We start from the raw sequence: 17,404 nt of genomic DNA on the forward strand, positions 1-17,404 counted from the left end.
GCGGGATGGGCGCCGAGGGCGACCAGCAGCCCGAGCGCGCCGATCAGCCCGAGCGGCCCGAGCGTGCTGTCCAGCCGGAGGTCGGCGACGCGATCGCGAAGGCCGCCCGCCGCTCCGGACTCGGCGTGGTCGCCGACGGCGAGCCGTTCGACGGCCGCGCACTGCTCGGCTCGATGGGCGGCGTCCGCGGGATCCTCGAGGCCGTCGTGCCCGGGGTCGCCTTCGTCCTCCTCTTCACGATCACCGGCGAGCTGGTGCTCTCGCTCGTCGCCTCCGTCGGGATGGCCGTGCTGTTCACCGTCGCGCGGATCCTCGGGCGCACCCCGGTCATCCAGGCGGTCGGCGGTCTGCTCGGCGTCGTGATCTCTGCCGCCCTCGCGCTGATCACCGGCCGCGCGGTCGACAACTTCGTGCCCGGCCTGATCACCAACCTCGTCTACGGCCTCGTCTTCCTGGTGTCGGTGCTCGCGCGCTGGCCCCTGATCGGCGTCGCGGCCGGCTACCTGATGGGCGACGGCACGGCCTGGCGGGACGACCGCCGGAAGCGCCGGCTGTTCTCGCTGCTGACGCTCGCCTGGGCGGCGCTGTTCTTCGTCCGGCTCGCGGTGCAGTACCCGCTCTTCCTCGCCGGCGACGCGACGGCGCTGGGCACCTGGAAGCTCGTGCTCGGCCTGCCCCTCTACGCACCGCTGCTGGTGCTCACCGTCCTGGCCGTGCGCGCGGAGTACCGCGGCGCGGCGGAGCGGGACGACGCGGCTCCGCCCGCCGAACGCGCGTAGAGTTGTCTCGACGTCAAGATAAATAGTTAGGTCCTCCTTGGTGGCGGGGCGCTGTGCGCGGTCGCCAAGATGGAGACGGATATGTGGGTGCGCCCGTCGGCGGAGCCCACGTCAGCGAAGGAGAGGGCGACGTGTCCGCGGTAGACAGCTTTGGATCGAAAGACAACCTGAAGGTCGGCTCGACCGACTACGAGGTGTTCCGCATCGACCGGGTCCCCGGTCACGAGAAGCTCCCGTTCAGCCTCAAGGTGCTGCTCGAGAACCTGCTCCGCACGGAGGACGGCGCCAACATCACGGCCGACCACATCCGCGCCCTGGGCGAGTGGGTCCCGGAGTCGGAGCCCGACACCGAGATCCAGTTCACGCCCGCGCGCGTCGTGATGCAGGACTTCACCGGTGTGCCCTGCATCGTCGACCTCGCCACCATGCGCGAGGCCGTCGCGGCCCTCGGTGGAGATGCGAACCGGATCAACCCGCTCGCGCCCGCCGAGATGGTCATCGACCACTCGGTCATCGCGGACCTCTTCGGCACCCCCGACGCCCTCGAGCGCAACGTCGAGCTCGAGTACGAGCGGAACGGCGAGCGCTACCAGTTCCTCCGCTGGGGCCAGACCGCGTTCGACGACTTCAAGGTCGTCCCGCCCGGAACGGGCATCGTCCACCAGGTCAACATCGAGTACCTGGCGCGCGTCACCATGACCCGCGAGGTCGGCGGCGTCCTCCGCGCCTACCCCGACACCTGCGTCGGCACCGACTCGCACACCACCATGGTGAACGGCCTCGGCGTGCTCGGCTGGGGCGTCGGCGGCATCGAGGCCGAGGCGGCCATGCTCGGCCAGCCCGTCTCGATGCTCATCCCCAAGGTCGTCGGCTTCAAGCTCGCCGGGGCGATCCCGGCCGGCGTGACCGCCACCGACGTCGTCCTCACGATCACCGAGATGCTGCGCAAGCACGGCGTCGTCGGCAAGTTCGTCGAGTTCTACGGCGCCGGCGTCGCCCAGGTGCCGCTCGCCAACCGCGCGACCATCGGCAACATGAGCCCCGAGTTCGGCTCCACCGCCGCGATGTTCCCCATCGACGACGTGACCCTCGACTACCTGCGCCTCACCGGCCGCAGCGACGAGCAGATCGCCCTGGTCGAGCAGTACTCCAAGCTGCAGAAGCTCTGGCACGACCCCGCGGTCGAGCCGGTCTTCAGCGAGTACCTCGAGCTGGACCTCAGCACGGTCGTCCCCTCGATCGCCGGGCCGAAGCGCCCGCAGGACCGCATCGAGCTCACCTCGGCGAAGACGCAGTTCGAGTCGGACCTCAACAACTACACCGACGTCACCCACGACATCGTCGACCTCACCCTCGCCGAGTCGTTCCCCGCGTCGGACCCGGGCGAGCTCCAGCCGCAGGACGAGTACAGCTCGCACTCGCACACCCACCGCTCGCACGCGCCGACCACCGCGTCCAAGCCGACCACCGTCGAGCTGGGCGAGGGCCACGAGAGCTTCACCATCGACCACGGCGCCGTCGCGATCGCGGCGATCACCTCCTGCACCAACACGTCGAACCCCTCGGTGATGCTCGCGGCCGGCCTGCTGGCCCGCAACGCCGCTCAGAAGGGCCTCAAGGCCAAGCCGTGGGTCAAGACCACGCTGGCGCCGGGCTCGAAGGTCGTCACCGACTACTACGAGAAGGCCGGGCTCACCGAGTCGCTCGAGGCCCTCGGCTTCTTCACGGTCGGCTACGGCTGCACCACCTGCATCGGCAACTCCGGCCCGCTGCTCGAGGAGATCTCGACCGCCGTGCAGGAGAACGACCTCGCCGTCACGGCCGTCCTCTCGGGCAACCGCAACTTCGAGGGCCGCATCAACCCCGACGTGAAGATGAACTACCTGGCGAGCCCGCCGCTGGTCATCGCCTACGCGCTCGCCGGCTCGATGAACTTCGACTTCGAGGTCGACGCGCTCGGCACCGACACCGAGGGCAACGACGTCTTCCTCAAGGACATCTGGCCCGACGCGGCCGAGGTCCAGGCGACGATCGACTCCTCGATCGACAAGTCGATGTTCGACACGCAGTACGCCGGCGTGTTCGACGGCGACGAGCGCTGGCGCTCGCTGCAGACCCCCGAGGGCTCGATCTTCGAGTGGGACGAGGACTCCACCTACGTGCGGAAGCCCCCGTACTTCGACGGCATGACGATGGAGACGACCCCGGTCACCGACATCGCCGACGCCCGGGTGCTCGCCAAGCTGGGCGACTCGGTCACCACCGACCACATCAGCCCCGCCGGCTCGATCAAGGCGGACAGCCCGGCCGGCCAGTACCTCGCCGAGCACAGCGTGGACCGCAAGGACTACAACTCCTACGGCTCGCGCCGCGGCAACCACGAGGTGATGATCCGCGGCACGTTCGCGAACATCCGCCTGCGCAACCAGCTCCTGGACAACGTGGAGGGCGGCTACACCCGCGACTTCACGCAGGAGGGCGGCCCGCAGTCGTTCATCTACGACGCGTCGCAGAACTACCAGGCGCAGGGCACCCCGCTGGTGATCCTCGGCGGCAAGGAGTACGGCTCCGGGTCGTCGCGCGACTGGGCGGCCAAGGGCACCAGCCTCCTGGGCGTCAAGGCGGTCATCGTCGAGAGCTTCGAGCGGATCCACCGCTCGAACCTGATCGGCATGGGCGTCGTCCCGCTGCAGTTCCCGCAGGGCGAGACCTGGGCCTCGCTCGGGCTCGACGGCACCGAGTCGATCAGCATCTCGGGCATCGAGGCGCTGAACGAGGGCGTGACCCCGAAGACGGTGCACGTCGTCGCCTCGCCGACGTCCGACTCGCCCGAGGGCAAGCAGCCGATCGAGTTCGACGCGGTCGTCCGCATCGACACCCCCGGTGAGGCGGACTACTACCGCAACGGCGGGATCCTGCAGTACGTGCTGCGCTCCCTGGTCTGATTCCGAGCAGATCTGCGCGCCTCCCTGCAAGCCGGGGAGGCGCGCACCTGTTCCACCGGACCCCGTGCGTAGACTCGGGAGACGTCCACACCCCTCAGACATCCCCCGGAAAGGCGGCGCGAATGGCTGTTCTCGAGACCATCTCCGGACCGCGCGACCTCGACCGCCTGACCCGGACCGAGCTCGAGACGCTGGCGCTGGAGATCCGCGACTTCCTCGTGCGCGAGGTGTCCAAGACCGGCGGCCACCTCGGCCCGAACCTCGGCGTCGTCGAGACGACCATCGCGATCCACCGGGTCTTCGACTCGCCGCACGACGCGATCATCTTCGACACGGGGCACCAGTCCTACGTGCACAAGCTGCTGACGGGTCGCCAGGACTTCTCCGGCCTCCGCCAGCGCGGCGGTCTCGCCGGCTACCCGCAGCGCTCCGAGTCGCCGCACGACATCGTCGAGAGCTCGCACGCGTCGAGCTCGCTCTCCTGGGCGGACGGCATCTCCCGCGCCTTCACGATGACCGGCCAGACGGACCGCCACGTGGTCGCCGTCGTCGGCGACGGCGCGCTCACCGGCGGGATGACCTGGGAGGCGCTGAACAACATCAGCGACGACAACTCCCGCGGGCTCGTCATCGTCGTCAACGACAACGGCCGCTCCTACGCCCCGACCATCGGCGGCATGGCACGCTTCCTCAACGGCGTCCGCACCCGGCGCACCTATCGGACGCTGCACCGCGGCTCCCGCGCCGTCTCCGAGCGCCTGGGCGGCCCCGCGGCCGCGGTCTACCGCGGTGTGCGCGGCGGCCTGCACGGCTTCCTCAGCCGCTTCATCAACAACGAGGCGCTGTACTCCAACCTCGACATCAAGTACCTCGGCCCGATCGACGGACACGACCTCACCGCGATGGAGGAGGCGCTCCAGCAGGCCAAGGACTACGGCACGCCGGTGATCGTGCACGCGATCACGCAGAAGGGCAAGGGCTTCGAGCCCGCCGTCCAGGACCTCGCCGACCAGTTCCACGCGGTCGGCCAGATCGACCCGGAGACCGGCGAGCCGCTCAGCGCGAGCGGTGCCCGCTCCTGGACCTCGGTCTTCGCGGAGGAGATCGTCACCCTCGCGGACGAGGACCCGACGATCGTCGGCATCACCGCCGCGATGCTCCGCCCGGTCGGCCTCGATCGCCTCGCCGAGAAGTACCCGGACCGCGTGTTCGACGTCGGGATCGCCGAGCAGCACGCCGTGACCTCGGCCGCCGGCCTCGCCTTCGGCGGTCTGCACCCGGTCGTCGCGCTCTACGCGACCTTCGTGAACCGCGCCTTCGACCAGGTCCTGATGGACGTGGCGCTGCACCGCGCCGGCGTCACCTTCGTGCTCGACCGCGCCGGGGTCACCGGCCCCGACGGCCCGAGCCACCACGGCATGTGGGACCTCGCGATCCTCCAGGTCGTCCCGAACATCCGCCTCGCCGCGCCCCGCGACTCCGTCCGGCTGCGCGAGGAGCTGCGCGAGGCCGTCGGCGTGAAGGACGCTCCCACGGTCGTGCGCTTCTCCAAGGGCAACGTCGGCGACGAGATCGACGCGCTCGAGCGCCTCGACGACGGTGTGGACGTGCTGCTGCGCTCGGAGCGGCAGGACGTGCTGATCGTCACCGTCGGCCCGATGGCGGCGATGGGCCTCGACGTCGCGCAGCGGCTCGCCGCGCAGGGCATCGGCGCCACCGTCGTCGACCCGCGCTGGGTCGTGCCGGTCCCGCGCAGCGTCATCGACCTCGCGGCCGAGCACCGCCTCGTGATCTCGATCGAGGACGGCGTCCGCGTCGGCGGCATCGGCACCCGGATCCGCCAGGACCTCCGCGAGGCCGGCGTCGACACGGCCGTCACCGAGCTGGGGCTGCCGGACCAGTTCCTCGACCACGCCAAGCGCGAGGAGATCCTCGAGGACGTCGGACTGACTCCGCAGCACATCGCCCGCGACGTCGTCGCCCAGGTGCTCGGCAGCAAGATCCCGGTCGCGCGCCCGCTGCCCGAAGAGGTCGCGGCGCACGACGACGCGCGCAAGGACTGACCGCGCACCACGCACGGGAGAGGGCGCCCACCGGACCGGTGGGCGCCCTCCTGCGTTCTCGCCGTCCCTGCGGCTACTGGACCCCGCGGATGGCCGGGTCGTGGAACGTGCCGCCGAAGGCGCGCTCGCTCGCGCCGACGCGGTCGAGGTAGGGCGTCAGGCCGCCCATCTGGAACGGATAGCCGGCGCCGAGGATGAGGCAGAGGTCGATGTCCTCCGCGGCGTGCACCACGTCGTCGTCCAGCATCCGCTTCACCTCGTCGGCGAGGCCGGTCTCGACGCGCAGCCGCAGCTCCTCGGCCGTCATCGGGTCCGAGCCGCCCTTGACGATGGCGACGGCGCGCTTGTCCACGCCCTTCACCCGGCCCTTGGCGTCGCGCTCGAAGACGTGCCCGAGCTCCGCCAGGCGGTGCAGGTTGGCGCTGTCGTAGAAGCGGTCCGGGAAGGCGGCGTGGTGGGTGTCGAGCACGTGCGCACCGACCTTGAGGCCGACGAGCTCGAGCAGCTCGAACGGCGTCATCGGCAGGCCGAACGGCTCGAGCGACGCCTCGACGACCTCGAACGGGGTGCCGGTGTCGACGGCGTGCATCGCCTCGCCGAGGACCTTGGCCAGCACGCGGTTGACCACGAAGCCGGGGGTGTCGCGGGTGATGACCGCGTTCTTCTTCAGCTTCGCGGCCGTGACCATCGCCGTCGACAGCGTCTCGTCGTCGGTCTGCGGCGTGTTCACGACCTCGATCAGCGGCATCACCGCGACCGGGTTGAAGAAGTGGAAGCCGACCAGGCGCTCCGGGTGCTGCAGCCGCTCGCCGATCCGCTCGACCGAGAGCGAGGAGGTGTTGGTCGCGAGGACAGCGGTGGGGGAGACGTAGCGCTCGATGTCGGCGAAGACCTCCTGCTTGACGGAGAGCTCCTCGAAGACGGCCTCGATCACCCAGTCGGCGTCGGCGAAGTCGGCGCGGTCGGTGGTGCCGGTGACGAGACCGCGGAGGCGGTTCGCGTCGTCCGGCGAGAGGCGGCCCTTGGCGAGCAGGGTGTCGATCTCGCCGACGATGCTCGCGACGCCGCGGTCGACGCGCTCCTGGTCGAGGTCGGTGATGACGACCGGGACCTGGAGGCGGCGGACGAAGAGCAGCGCGAACTGCGTGGCCATGAGGCCCGCGCCGATGACGCCGACCTTGGTGACCGGCTTGGCGAGGCTCTTGTCCGGGGCGCCGGCGGGGCGCTTCGCCCGCTTCTGCACCAGGTCGAAGGCGTAGATGCTCGCGCGGAACTGATCCCCGGAGACGAGGTCGGCCAGCGCCTCGTCCTCGGCGGCGAAGCCCTCCTCGCGGGTGCTGGTCTTGGCGGCCTTCAGCAGGTCGAGCGCGCGGTAGGGCGACGCGGCGACGGTGCCGATCTTGGACTCGAGCTGCTTGCGGGCGATCGCGATCGCGGCGTCCCACTTGACCAGGCGCTCGATCTTCCCGGGGACGTTCGGCCGCTTCACCTCGACGGTCCCGCCGAGGACGCCGTCTGCCCAGACCAGCGAGTTCTCGAGGAAGCTCGCGGAGGGGAAGATCGCGTCGGCGATGCCGAGATCGAAGACGTCCTGGCCCTTGAGGGTCCGGTTGTTCTTCAGCGGGTTCTCGACGATCACCTTGAGGGCGTTCTCGATGCCGATCAGGTTCGGCAGCAGCCAGGCGCCGCCCCAGCCGGGGATGATGCCGAGGAAGACCTCGGGCAGCCCGAGCGCGGGGATCGAGGCGTCGACGGTGCGGTAGTCGGCGTTCAGCGCGATCTCGGTGCCGCCGCCGAGCGCGAGCCCGTTGATGAAGACGAACGAGGGGACGCCGAGCTCGGAGAGCAGGCCGAGGGTCCTGTGGCCCAGGCGAGCGAGCTGGCGGCCGGTCTCGTGACTCGGGATGCTGCCGACCTTGCTGAGGTCGGCGCCGGCGGCGAGGATGAACGGCTTGCCCGTCACTCCGACCGCCTGGATCTCGCCGGCCTTCGCGCGCGCCTGCTGGGCGAGCAGCACGTCGGCCAGCTCGAACAGCCCGGCGGGGCCGAAGGTGCTCGGCCGGGTGTGGTCGCGGTCGTTGTCGAGCGTGATCAGCGCCAGGACGCGGCCGCTCGGGAGCGGGACGTCGCGGACGTAGGAGTGGGTGACGACCTCGCCCTCGGCGAGTTCGACCAGGTCCTCGAATCCTTCGAGCATGGGTCAGCGTCCCTTCCGTCGTGCGCGCTTGCCGTCGAAGTGCGGGTTCTCCCAGATGACCGAGCCGCCCTGGCCGAGACCGACGCACATCGCGGTCAGGCCGTAGCGGACCTCGGGGTGCGCCTCGAACTGGCGGGCGAGCTGGATCATCAGCCGGACGCCGGAGGAGGCGAGTGGGTGGCCGATCGCGATCGCGCCGCCGTACTCGTTGACCCGCGGATCGTCGTCGTCGATGCCGAAGTGGTCGAGGAAGGAGAGCACCTGCACGGCGAACGCCTCGTTGAGCTCGAAGAGGCCGATGTCCTCGATGCCGAGCCCGGCCTTCTTCAGCGCCTTCTCGGTCGAGGGGACCGGACCGATGCCCATGATCTCGGGCTCGACGCCGGCGAAGGCGAAGCTGACGAGCCGCATCTTCTCGGGGAGGCCCAGCTCCTTCGCGGCGTCGGCGCTGGCGAGCAGCGAGACGGCGGCGCCGTCGTTCAGACCGGAGGAGTTGCCGGCGGTCACGCGGCCGTGCGGGCGGAACGGGGTGCGCAGGGTCGCCAGGCCCTCGAGCGTGGTCTCTGGGCGGGGCGCCTCGTCGGCGGTGGCGAGACCCCAGCCGGCGGCGCTGCGGGTGGCGACCGGGACGAGATCGGGCTGGATGTCGCCGTTCCGGTAGGCCTCGGCCAGCTTCTGCTGGCTGCGCAGGGCGTAGTGGTCGGAGCGGCTCTTGGTGAGCTGCGGGAAGCGGTCGTGGATCTTCTCCGCGGTCTTGCCCATGTTGAGGGCCTCCTCGCCGACCAGGCGCTCGGAGAGGAAGCGCGGGTTGGGGTCGGCGTTGAAGCCCATCGGGTGGCGGCCCATGTGCTCGACGCCGCCGGCGATCACGACGTCGTAGGCACCGAAGGCGATGCCGCCGGCGGTCGTGGTGACCGAGGTCATCGCTCCCGCGCACATCCGGTCGATCGCGTAGCCGGGGACCGAGCGCGGCAGGCCCGCGAGGAGCGCGGCGGTGCGGCCGAGGGTCAGGCCCTGGTCGCCCTGCTGGGTGGTCGCGGCGATGGCGACCTCGTCCACGCGCTCCTTGGGCAGGGCGGTGTTGCGCTCCAGCAGCCCGATCATGGCCTTGACGACGAGGTCGTCGGCCCGGGTCTGCCAGTACATGCCCTTCTCACCGGCTCGCCCGAACGGAGTACGGACTCCGTCGACGAACACGACTTCGGATCTCTCGGCCACAGTGCCTCCTGAAAACGGGACGCCCTCTTGGAAACCGGACGTCCTTCCGATCGTAGGAAGGCGGCGACGGGCGCCGGAATCCTTTGCTTCTTCCTACGAAGCGGGTTCCGTGCCCTCGACGGGTGCTTGCCCGGCTTCCACAAACGCGGTGGCGAGCGAGCCGGCGGTCGCGTCGATCTGCCAGGAGCGGGCGCCGGCGCGCTCCAGCTCGGCGGCGACGGAGTCCCGGTCGAGCGGCTCCGGCGGGTTCCAGGCGAGGCGGCGGACCAGCTCGGGCGTGAGCAGGTTCTCGACCGGGAGCGAGAGCAGCTCGGCGATCTCGCCGACGACGGCGCGCGCGGCCTTCAGCCTCGCGTCGGCGGCCGGGTTGCGGTCGCCCCAGGCGCGCGGCGGCGGCAGGGTGTCGGCGGCGGGACGGACGGGGCCGGGCAGGTCCTCGGTGCTCTGGCCGCGCTCGATCGCGGCCCACCAGCGCTCGACCTCGCCGCGGCTGGCGCGGCCGGTGAAGTCGCGGCGGCCGGAGAGCTGGCCGAGGCTCGTGGGGACGTTGCGAGCGACGGCGATGATCGAGGAGTCGGGGATCAGCCGGCCGGGCGCGATGTCGCGCTCGCGGGCGAAGGCGTCGCGGGTCAGCCAGAGCTCGCGGGCGATGGCGAGGGCGCGGGGTCCGCGCAGGGCGTGCATGCCGGAGAGGCGGCGCCAGGGCTCGGCCGGGACCGGCTTGGGCTGCCGGGCCAGGGTCGCCTCGAACTCCTCGCGGGCGATCCGGGTCTTGCGGGCCTCGACGAGCATCTCGGCCATCCGGTCGCGCAGGTCGGGCAGCAGCTCGACGTCCTTCGCGGCATAGACCAGCCAGCTCTGCGGGAGGGGGCGGGTCGACCAGTCGGCGGCCGAGTGCTCCTTGGCGAGGTGGATGCCGAGCAGGTCCTCGACGACGGCGCCGAGACCGACCTTGGGCAGGCCGAGCAGGCGGGCGGCGAGCTCGGTGTCGAAGATGCGCACCGGGTCGAGGCCGACCTCGCGCAGGCAGGCGAGGTCCTGGCTGGCGGCGTGCAGGATCCACTCCTCCTCGCCGATCACGGCCTGGAGGGCGTCCATCCGGCCGATCGCGGGCGGGTCGAAGAGGAACGCTCCGGCGCCGCGGCGGTAGACCTGGATCAGGTACGCGCGCTGCGAGTAGGTGAAGCCGGAGGCGCGCTCGGCGTCGACGGCGACGGGACCCTCGCCGGCGGCGAGGGCGTCGACCGCGGCGAGGAACTCGTCGGGGGTGGAGAGGACACGGTAATCAGTCACGGTTGTTCCGTCGGAAGGCGAGCGAGGTCACACCGTCGCCCGATACGGGCGGGAGGCCCGCGAGCATGCACAACAGCTCCCCCCAGCCTTCCACGTGGGGAGCGAGCTGCGCATCCTCGGGGCTCCAGGAGGCCCGGATCTCGATCTGCGCGCCGTCTCCCTGGGCGGCGAGCTCGCCGAATCCGGTGGAGAGGACCTTGGTCGCGGTGCCGGAGGCGGCGGTGTAGAAGGCGCCGCGGACCTCGAGGGCGTCCATCAGCCAGGACCAGGCGACCTCGGCGAGGAAGGGATCGGTGCCGATCTCGATCTCGAGCGGGGCCTGGGCGAAGCAGACGACCCGGAACGGGCCGCCCCACTGCTCCGGCTCCTCGGGGTCGTAGAGCAGGATGAACCGCCCGGTGCCCAGCTCGGAGTCGCGGCCGTGGGCGCGCGGCGAGACGTCGCCGGAGAGGGCGACGGCGTACGGCGCGAGTCCGGCCGGCGACGCGATCTCGGAGACGGTGAGCTCGGAGCGGGTCGTCGCCCGGCGCAGGGAGTCGACCGCGGCGCGGAACTCCTCCGGGAGCTGGGACGGCGCTGGGAATTCGGGCACGGTCGCAGACTAGAGTTCCCGCATGCTCGAAGCCCGCAGGCACGCCGCGGAGAGCGCGCACACCGGTGTCGTCCTCGCTGCGGTCCTCGCGGCCCCCGCCCTCGCCGCTCTGACGGCCCTCGGCGGGGCCGCGCTCGGGACGGCCTTCCTCCGCGGGGTGGTCACTCCGCCCTCCCGGCGTGCGCAGGACGTCCGGGTCCTCGCCGTGCGGCCGGACGTGCACGAGATCGAGCTGTCGGCCTCGGTCGACACGGCGGTCCGCGGCGGCTTCAGCCTCTGGTTCGACCACGGGCGCGGGCACGCGCGGATCGGGCGGCTGCTCGCGACCGGGCGCGGCCGGGTCGTGCGGGAGCTCGGCGCCGTCGATCGCGGGACGCTGCGGCCCGGCGCCCGCGGCCGGCTGAACGGGTGGCTGCTGCTCTCGCCGCGCGAGACCGGGCTGCCCTTCACGGCGGAGGAGGTGCCGACGCAGTTCGGCGCCGCTCCGGCCTGGCTCTTCCCGGCCGAGGAGGACGGCGGCGTCTGGGCGATCCACGTGCACGGCCGCGCGACGACCCGCGAGGAGACGCTGCGCGGGATCGCCGCGTTCCACCGGGCGGGGCTCACCTCGCTGGTGGTCTCGTACCGCAACGACGGCGACGCTCCGGAGAGCCCGGACCGGCGCTACGCGCTGGGGGAGACGGAGTGGCGCGACGTCGACGCCGCGATCCGGTTCGCCGAGCGGCGCGGCGCGCGCCGGGTCGTGCTCGTCGGCTGGTCGATGGGCGGCGCGATCGTCCTGCAGACCGCGCTGCGCTCGAGCCGCCGCGGGCTGATCGTGGGGCTGGTGCTCGACTCGCCGGTGATCGACTGGCGGGTGACCCTGCGGAAGCAGGCCCGGCTGAACCGGATCCCGGCGCCGATCGCGGCGCTCGCGCTCACGGCGATGCAGCGGCCGTGGTCGGCCGCGCTGACCGGCCAGAGCAGTCACGTCCCGCTGGCGGCGATGGACCTGGTCGAGCGGGCCGCCGAGCTGACCGTGCCGGTCCTGCTGCTGCACAGCGTCGACGACGACTTCGTGCCGAGCGGACCGTCCGAGGCCCTGGCGGCGGCGCGGCCCGATCTGGTCGAGCTCGTGCTCTTCCACGGGGCGGGGCACACCCGGCTCTGGAACGACGACCCGGAGCTCTGGGAGTCGTCGGTCGAGCGCTGGCTGGCGGAGCGGGCGCTCAGCCGGTCCGGGTCCAGCGCGCGTAGGTGAAGCCGGCGTCGTCCGCGGCGAGCGACGTCAGGGAGTAGGTGTCGTCGACCCGCTGGCCCATCGATGCGACGGGGAGGCCCGGCAGCACCACGCGGGGCGCGGTGGTCAGGCAGAGCTCGTCGACGCGGCCGGAGGCGAGGAACTGGCCCGAGAGCGAGGCGCCGCCCTCGCAGACCACGCGCTCGAGTCCGAGGGCGCGCAGGGCCGCGAGGATCGCGTCGACGCTCATCCGCCCGCCGGTCGCGGGCACCGGGACGACCTCGACGCCGCGGGGGAGGTCGCCCGGAGCCTCCCGCCCCTCCGGCAGCAGCAGGAGCACGCGGGCGCCCTCCTGCACCTCGAGGCGGTGGCCGGCCAGGTCGCCGGAGGAGGAGACGATGGCGAGCGGCGCGCGGTGGGGCACGCGGTAGCCCTCCGCGCGGACGCTCGCGGCGCCGACGAGGACGACGTCGGCCTGCGCGCGGATGACCCCGAGGATCGTGCGGTCGACGCGGTTGGTCAGCGTCTCGCTGGTGCCGTCGGAGCCGATGCTCGAGCCGTTGACGCTCGCGATCATGTTGAGCCGCACGCGGACACCGGCGCCGGGGAGGTAGGCCGCCTCGATCGCCGCTCGGGCGCCGTCGTCACCGAGGCGGATCGGCTCGCCGGCGGGGACGAGCGGCTGCAGGATCACGGTGCCGGGCTCTCGCGCGGGGCTCAGGCGGCCAGGTGGGCGCGGATCTGGCGCTTGGTGCGACCCAGCAGCGCGCTCATCCCGCGCAGCCGGAGCGGCGAGACCGCCTCGGACAGGCCGATGGTCTGCGGGAAGTCGTCGGGAACGGCGAGCACCTGCTCGGGCGTCAGACCGTCCAGGCCCTGGGCGAGGATCGAGGCGAAGCCGCGGGTGGTCGGCGCCTCGCGCGGCGCGGTCGCGTGCAGGTGGATCACGTCGCCGTCGAACTCGACGACGATGAAGACCGGCGACTGGCACTCCTCGACCCGCTCGAACAGGTCGGGGTGATCGCGGTAGCGCTCGGGCAGCTCGGGGAGGTCGTTCGAGAACTCGAGGAGGAGCTGGAGGCGCTCCGGCTTCTCGAGGGCGAGGAACTCGTCGCGGATCTCGCGGAGCGCGGGGCCGAGCAGGTCGGTGGCGGGGGTGTCGGTGGTCATCGCTTCCATTCTTCCCTACGCGGGGACGACGGGGCAGGACGCCGAGGGCCCCGGCACAGGTGTGCACGGGGCCCTCGGGTCACGGTCGGAGCGGGCCGGTCAGCGGGGCGCGGGGGCCTCGCCGGGCTCGGCGCCCTGGACGATCGGGACGCGGACGGCGCTGCCCCACTCGGTCCAGGAGCCGTCGTAGTTCTTGACGCCCTCGAAGCCGAGGAGGTGGGTGAGCACGAACCAGGTGTGCGAGGAGCGCTCGCCGATCCGGCAGTAGGCGATGACGGTGTCGCCGTCGGCGAGGCCCGCGCCGTCGCGGTAGATGCCGTTCAGCTCGTCGAGGGAGCGGAAGGTGCCGTCCTCCGCCGCGGCCTTGCCCCACGGCACGTTCTGCGCGCTGGGGATGTGGCCGGCGCGCAGGGCGCCCTCCTCCGGGTAGGCCGGCGCGGTCGTGCGGGCGCCGGAGAACTCCTCGGGCGAGCGGACGTCGATCAGCGGGTTGCCGAAGTGGGCGAGCACGTCCTCCTTGAAGGCGCGGATGTCGCCGTCGTGGCGCTCGACCGCCGGGTACTCGGCCGTGGCCGGGCTCGAGGCGTCGGTGGTGGTCGGCCGGCCGTCGGCGATCCACTTGTCGCGGCCGCCGTCGAGCAGGCGGACGTCCTCGTGGCCGAAGAGGGTGAAGACCCAGAGGGCGTAGGCGGCCCACCAGTTGTTCTTGTCGCCGTAGATGACGACGGTGCTGTCGCGGGCGATGCCCTTGGCGCCGACGAGCGCGGCGAAGGCGGCGCCGTCGATGTAGTCGCGCTGCACCGGGTCGTTGAGGTCGGTGTGCCAGTCGATCTTGACCGAGCCGGGGATGTGGCCGGTCTCGTAGAGCAGGACGTCCTCGTCGGACTCCACGACCACGAGGCCGGGGGTGCCGAGGCGCTGCTCGAGCCACTCGCCGCTGACGAGCCGTTCGGGGTGCGCGTAGGCGGCGAACTTCGGCGACGGATCGAGTTCAACGGGCAAGGGGGACCTCCAGGATGGTGCGCGGGGCGCAGACGTGGTTCTCGGATGGGCGGCGGTGCGGGCGGGCTACGCTGGAGACCGCCCTCAGCGACAGTACGCGCCCTCGTGCGCGGGTGCACGGACGGCCCCGTAAGAGTTCGACACAGTGCCGCCGGCGTCCGCCGCCGTGCGGCTCGACACAGTACTGCGACCCTGGATGCGAGACCGCGTGACCCCCGACGACGTCCGTTCGACGAGCAGCCTGACCGCGCGCTCGCCGCAGATCAGCGGCCACGAGATCGCCTCGACCCTGGTGCCGCCGCGGCAGTTCGAGGGCGCGACCTTCGAGAGCTACCGGCCGGACCCGGAGTACCCCTCGCAGGCGGAGGCCGTCGAGGCGCTGCGGGCGTTCGCGGCCGGTGGCGGCTCGAAGGGCGGCGGCGGCGGGTTCCTCGGCTTCGGCCGCAAGAAAGCGCCGGCCGTGAAGCCGGGCGTCTACCTCGACGGCGGCTTCGGCGTCGGCAAGACCCACCTGCTCGCGGCGATCTGGCACGCGGTGCCGGGCCGCACCTACTTCGGCACCTTCATCGAGTACACCGCCCTGGTCGGCGCCCTCGGCTACGCGGCGACCGTGTCCCTGCTCAAGGGCTCGGCGCTGCTCTGCATCGACGAGTTCGAGCTGGACGACCCGGGCGACACGATGCTGATGACCCGGCTGCTGGGCGAGCTGGTCGCCTCCGGCACCCGCATCGCGGCGACCTCGAACACCCCGCCGAACGCGCTGGGCGAGGGGCGCTTCGCCGCCGCGGACTTCCTCCGCGAGATCCACGCGATGGCCGAGCACTTCCAGACGATGCGGATCGACGGCACCGACTATCGCCGCCGCGACATCGAGGGCCACGCGGTCACCCGTTCGGACAGCGCGATCGACGAGCTCGTCGCAACGGCCCCCTCCGGTGCCGTCGTCACCGACGACTCCTTCCGCGCCGCGGTCGACCACCTCGGCTCCGTGCACCCCTCGCGCTACATCAAGGTGATCGACGGGGTCGACGCCATCGTGCTCCGCGACGTCGCCACGCTGACCGACCAGACGGACGCGCTGCGCCTCGTCGCCTTCATCGACCGCGTCTACGACGCGCAGATCCCGGTCCTCGCCTCCGGCGTCGCGCTCGACGAGGTCTTCGGCGGCGACATGCTCAGCGGCGGCTACCGCAAGAAGTACCTCCGCTCGATGTCGCGCCTGATCGCGCTGACCTCGATGCGGCCGTTCTCCTGACGACGGACCGGCTCCTGACGACGGACCGGCTCCTGACGACGGACCGGCTCCAGACGGCGGACCGGCGCCCGACGACGCGACGGCGCGCGGCGTCGGTCCTCCGCGGCATCTCCCCGGCTCGTGCGCGGGGGATCCGCGGCGCGCTGTAACGCACTGTTCACACGGGAGCCGCGCTCGTAACATCCGCGAAACCTCGTGCCGCACGGGTCGTAACGTCGCGCGGCCAGACTGTCGGCTACCCGAGGTGACCCGACACCCCGCGTCCTCCGAGACGCCGTGTCTTCGGGGTCGTGCAGCGACTGCCGGCCCGCATCGGGCTCTGCACTGCCCTCACTCACGACTCCTGCACGACTCTGCTTACTCACGAGAGGTTCAACAATGGATCAAGGCAATACCGCGTTCCTGCTCCTGGCGGCGGCGCTGGTCCTGCTCATGACCCCCGGGCTCGCCTTCTTCTACGGCGGTCTGGTCCGAGCGAAGAGCGTCATCAGCATGATGATGCTGAGCTTCGGCGCGATGGGCCTGATCGGCGTGCTGTGGGTGCTCTACGGCTACGCGATCACCTTCTCCAACGCCGGCGTGGGCGACTTCGTCGGCATCGACGGCGTCCTCGGCATCGACCTCAGCCAGCTCGGCCTCGCCGGTGCCTACGCCGAGGCCCGCGGTGACATCGAGTCCGCGTACCCGACGCTCGCCTTCGCGGCCTTCCAGGCCACCTTCGCGATCATCACCGTCGCGCTCATCTCGGGTGCCATCGCCGACCGCGCCAAGTTCGGCGCGTGGATGGTCTTCGCCGGCGTCTGGGCGACCATCGTCTACTTCCCGGTCGCCTCCTGGGTCTTCAACTTCGCCCTCGACCCCGAGACCGGCGCCACCTCGGACGGCGGCTGGATCGCCTACAACGTCGGTGCGATCGACTTCGCCGGCGGCACCGCGGTGCACATCAACGCCGGTGCGGCGGCCCTCGCCCTCGCCCTGGTCCTCGGCAAGCGCGTGAACTTCACCAAGGGCGCGCACCAGCCGCACAACCCGCCGTTCGTGCTCCTCGGCGCCGGCCTCCTCTGGTTCGGCTGGTTCGGCTTCAACGCCGGCTCCGAGCTCGCCGCCGACGGCATCGCCGCGATCGCCTTCCTCAACACCATCGCCGCACCGGCCGCCGCCATCATCGGCTGGCTGATCATCGAGAAGATCAAGGACGGCAAGCCCACCTCGATCGGCGCCGCCTCCGGTGCCGTCGCGGGTCTCGTCGCGATCACCCCGGCCTGCGCCGTGCTCTCGCCCTTCTGGGCGATCGTGCTCGGCCTGATCACCGGTGCCGTCTGCGCCCTGGCGATCGACCTCAAGTACAAGCTCGGCTACGACGACTCGCTCGACGTGGTCGGCGTGCACCTCGTCGGCGGTCTGATCGGAACGCTCTACATCGGCTTCTTCGGCACCGATGTCGGCCTCTTCCTCACCGGCGACGCCAGCCAGCTCGGCAAGCAGGCCCTCGCGGCCTTCACCGTCCTGATCTACTCCTTCGTCCTCACCTACGCGATCGGCTGGGTCATCCAGAAGACGATCGGCTTCCGCGTGAAGAACGAGGACGAGATCGCCGGCATCGACACCGCCATCCACGGCGAGGCGGGCTACGTCCTCGCGGACTAGTCCTCGCACGCCCCGTCGCGCTCG

Annotated in this window: 13 protein-coding genes; 6 read left to right on the top strand and 7 right to left on the bottom strand. The window is 71.7% G+C overall.

Annotated features, from left to right (window positions below; all coding sequences use genetic code 11):
• Positions 1-5 precede the first annotated feature (5 nt).
• From EDF35_RS10135 to dxs, 3 genes are all read left to right on the top strand, one after another.
• Positions 6-779, top strand: a complete 774-nt coding sequence (locus EDF35_RS10135; protein WP_133962233.1) for a DUF3159 domain-containing protein — start codon at positions 6-8, stop codon at positions 777-779.
• A gap of 131 nt (positions 780-910) precedes the next feature.
• A complete protein-coding gene (acnA, locus tag EDF35_RS10140; protein ID WP_133962234.1) occupies positions 911-3,724 on the top strand; it encodes an aconitate hydratase AcnA in 2,814 nt (937 codons plus the stop codon).
• A 122-nt stretch (positions 3,725-3,846) separates the two neighbouring features.
• Positions 3,847-5,787, top strand: a complete 1,941-nt coding sequence (gene dxs, locus EDF35_RS10145; protein ID WP_123703583.1) for a 1-deoxy-D-xylulose-5-phosphate synthase — start codon at positions 3,847-3,849, stop codon at positions 5,785-5,787.
• 73 nt (positions 5,788-5,860) lie between these two features.
• On the opposite strand, the gene EDF35_RS10150 is transcribed toward dxs, so the two are convergent.
• The 4 genes from EDF35_RS10150 to EDF35_RS10165 all read right to left on the bottom strand — a co-directional run bounded on the left by EDF35_RS10150 (position 5,861) and on the right by EDF35_RS10165 (position 11,087).
• Complete coding sequence (locus EDF35_RS10150) at positions 5,861-7,984, bottom strand: 3-hydroxyacyl-CoA dehydrogenase NAD-binding domain-containing protein (RefSeq protein WP_133962235.1); 2,124 nt, start codon at positions 7,982-7,984, stop codon at positions 5,861-5,863.
• A gap of 3 nt (positions 7,985-7,987) precedes the next feature.
• Positions 7,988-9,202 carry a thiolase family protein gene (locus EDF35_RS10155; protein ID WP_123732303.1) on the bottom strand — a complete coding sequence of 405 codons (1,215 nt, stop codon included), beginning with the start codon at positions 9,200-9,202 and terminating at the stop codon, positions 7,988-7,990.
• 93 nt (positions 9,203-9,295) lie between these two features.
• Positions 9,296-10,495 (bottom strand): ribonuclease D, encoded by a 1,200-nt coding sequence (locus tag EDF35_RS10160; protein ID WP_133962236.1) that lies wholly within the window; start codon positions 10,493-10,495, stop codon positions 9,296-9,298.
• Entirely contained in the window at positions 10,488-11,087 is a 600-nt protein-coding gene (locus tag EDF35_RS10165; protein WP_123445865.1) for a DUF3000 domain-containing protein, read from the bottom strand. Before EDF35_RS10165 ends, EDF35_RS10160 begins: the two co-directional genes overlap by 8 nt.
• A 22-nt stretch (positions 11,088-11,109) precedes the next feature.
• Between EDF35_RS10165 and EDF35_RS10170 the strand changes: the two genes are divergently transcribed.
• Positions 11,110-12,327, top strand: a complete 1,218-nt coding sequence (locus EDF35_RS10170; RefSeq protein WP_133962237.1) for an alpha/beta fold hydrolase — start codon at positions 11,110-11,112, stop codon at positions 12,325-12,327.
• Here EDF35_RS10170 and EDF35_RS10175 read toward each other — a convergent pair.
• The 3 genes from EDF35_RS10175 to EDF35_RS10185 all read right to left on the bottom strand — a co-directional run bounded on the left by EDF35_RS10175 (position 12,296) and on the right by EDF35_RS10185 (position 14,478).
• A complete protein-coding gene (locus tag EDF35_RS10175) occupies positions 12,296-13,000 on the bottom strand; it encodes a dihydrofolate reductase family protein (RefSeq protein ID WP_133962238.1) in 705 nt (234 codons plus the stop codon). The genes EDF35_RS10170 and EDF35_RS10175 overlap by 32 nt on opposite strands.
• A gap of 23 nt (positions 13,001-13,023) precedes the next feature.
• Positions 13,024-13,476 (bottom strand): SufE family protein, encoded by a 453-nt coding sequence (locus tag EDF35_RS10180; RefSeq protein WP_123445868.1) that lies wholly within the window; start codon positions 13,474-13,476, stop codon positions 13,024-13,026.
• 99 nt (positions 13,477-13,575) lie between these two features.
• Positions 13,576-14,478 (bottom strand): sulfurtransferase, encoded by a 903-nt coding sequence (locus EDF35_RS10185; RefSeq protein WP_123703598.1) that lies wholly within the window; start codon positions 14,476-14,478, stop codon positions 13,576-13,578.
• 208 nt (positions 14,479-14,686) lie between these two features.
• On the opposite strand from EDF35_RS10185, the gene zapE reads away from it, so the two are divergent.
• Together zapE and EDF35_RS10200 are read left to right on the top strand one after the other, a co-directional pair.
• Positions 14,687-15,733 (top strand): cell division protein ZapE, encoded by a 1,047-nt coding sequence (gene zapE / locus EDF35_RS10190; protein ID WP_243839917.1) that lies wholly within the window; start codon positions 14,687-14,689, stop codon positions 15,731-15,733.
• A 378-nt stretch (positions 15,734-16,111) separates the two neighbouring features.
• Positions 16,112-17,380, top strand: coding sequence for an ammonium transporter (locus tag EDF35_RS10200; RefSeq protein WP_123445871.1), 1,269 nt, complete (start codon positions 16,112-16,114; stop codon positions 17,378-17,380).
• Positions 17,381-17,404: the final 24 nt, after the last annotated feature.

The organism is Rathayibacter sp. PhB151 (assembly GCF_004366415.1).
GTDB lineage: Bacteria > Actinomycetota > Actinomycetes > Actinomycetales > Microbacteriaceae > Rathayibacter > Rathayibacter festucae.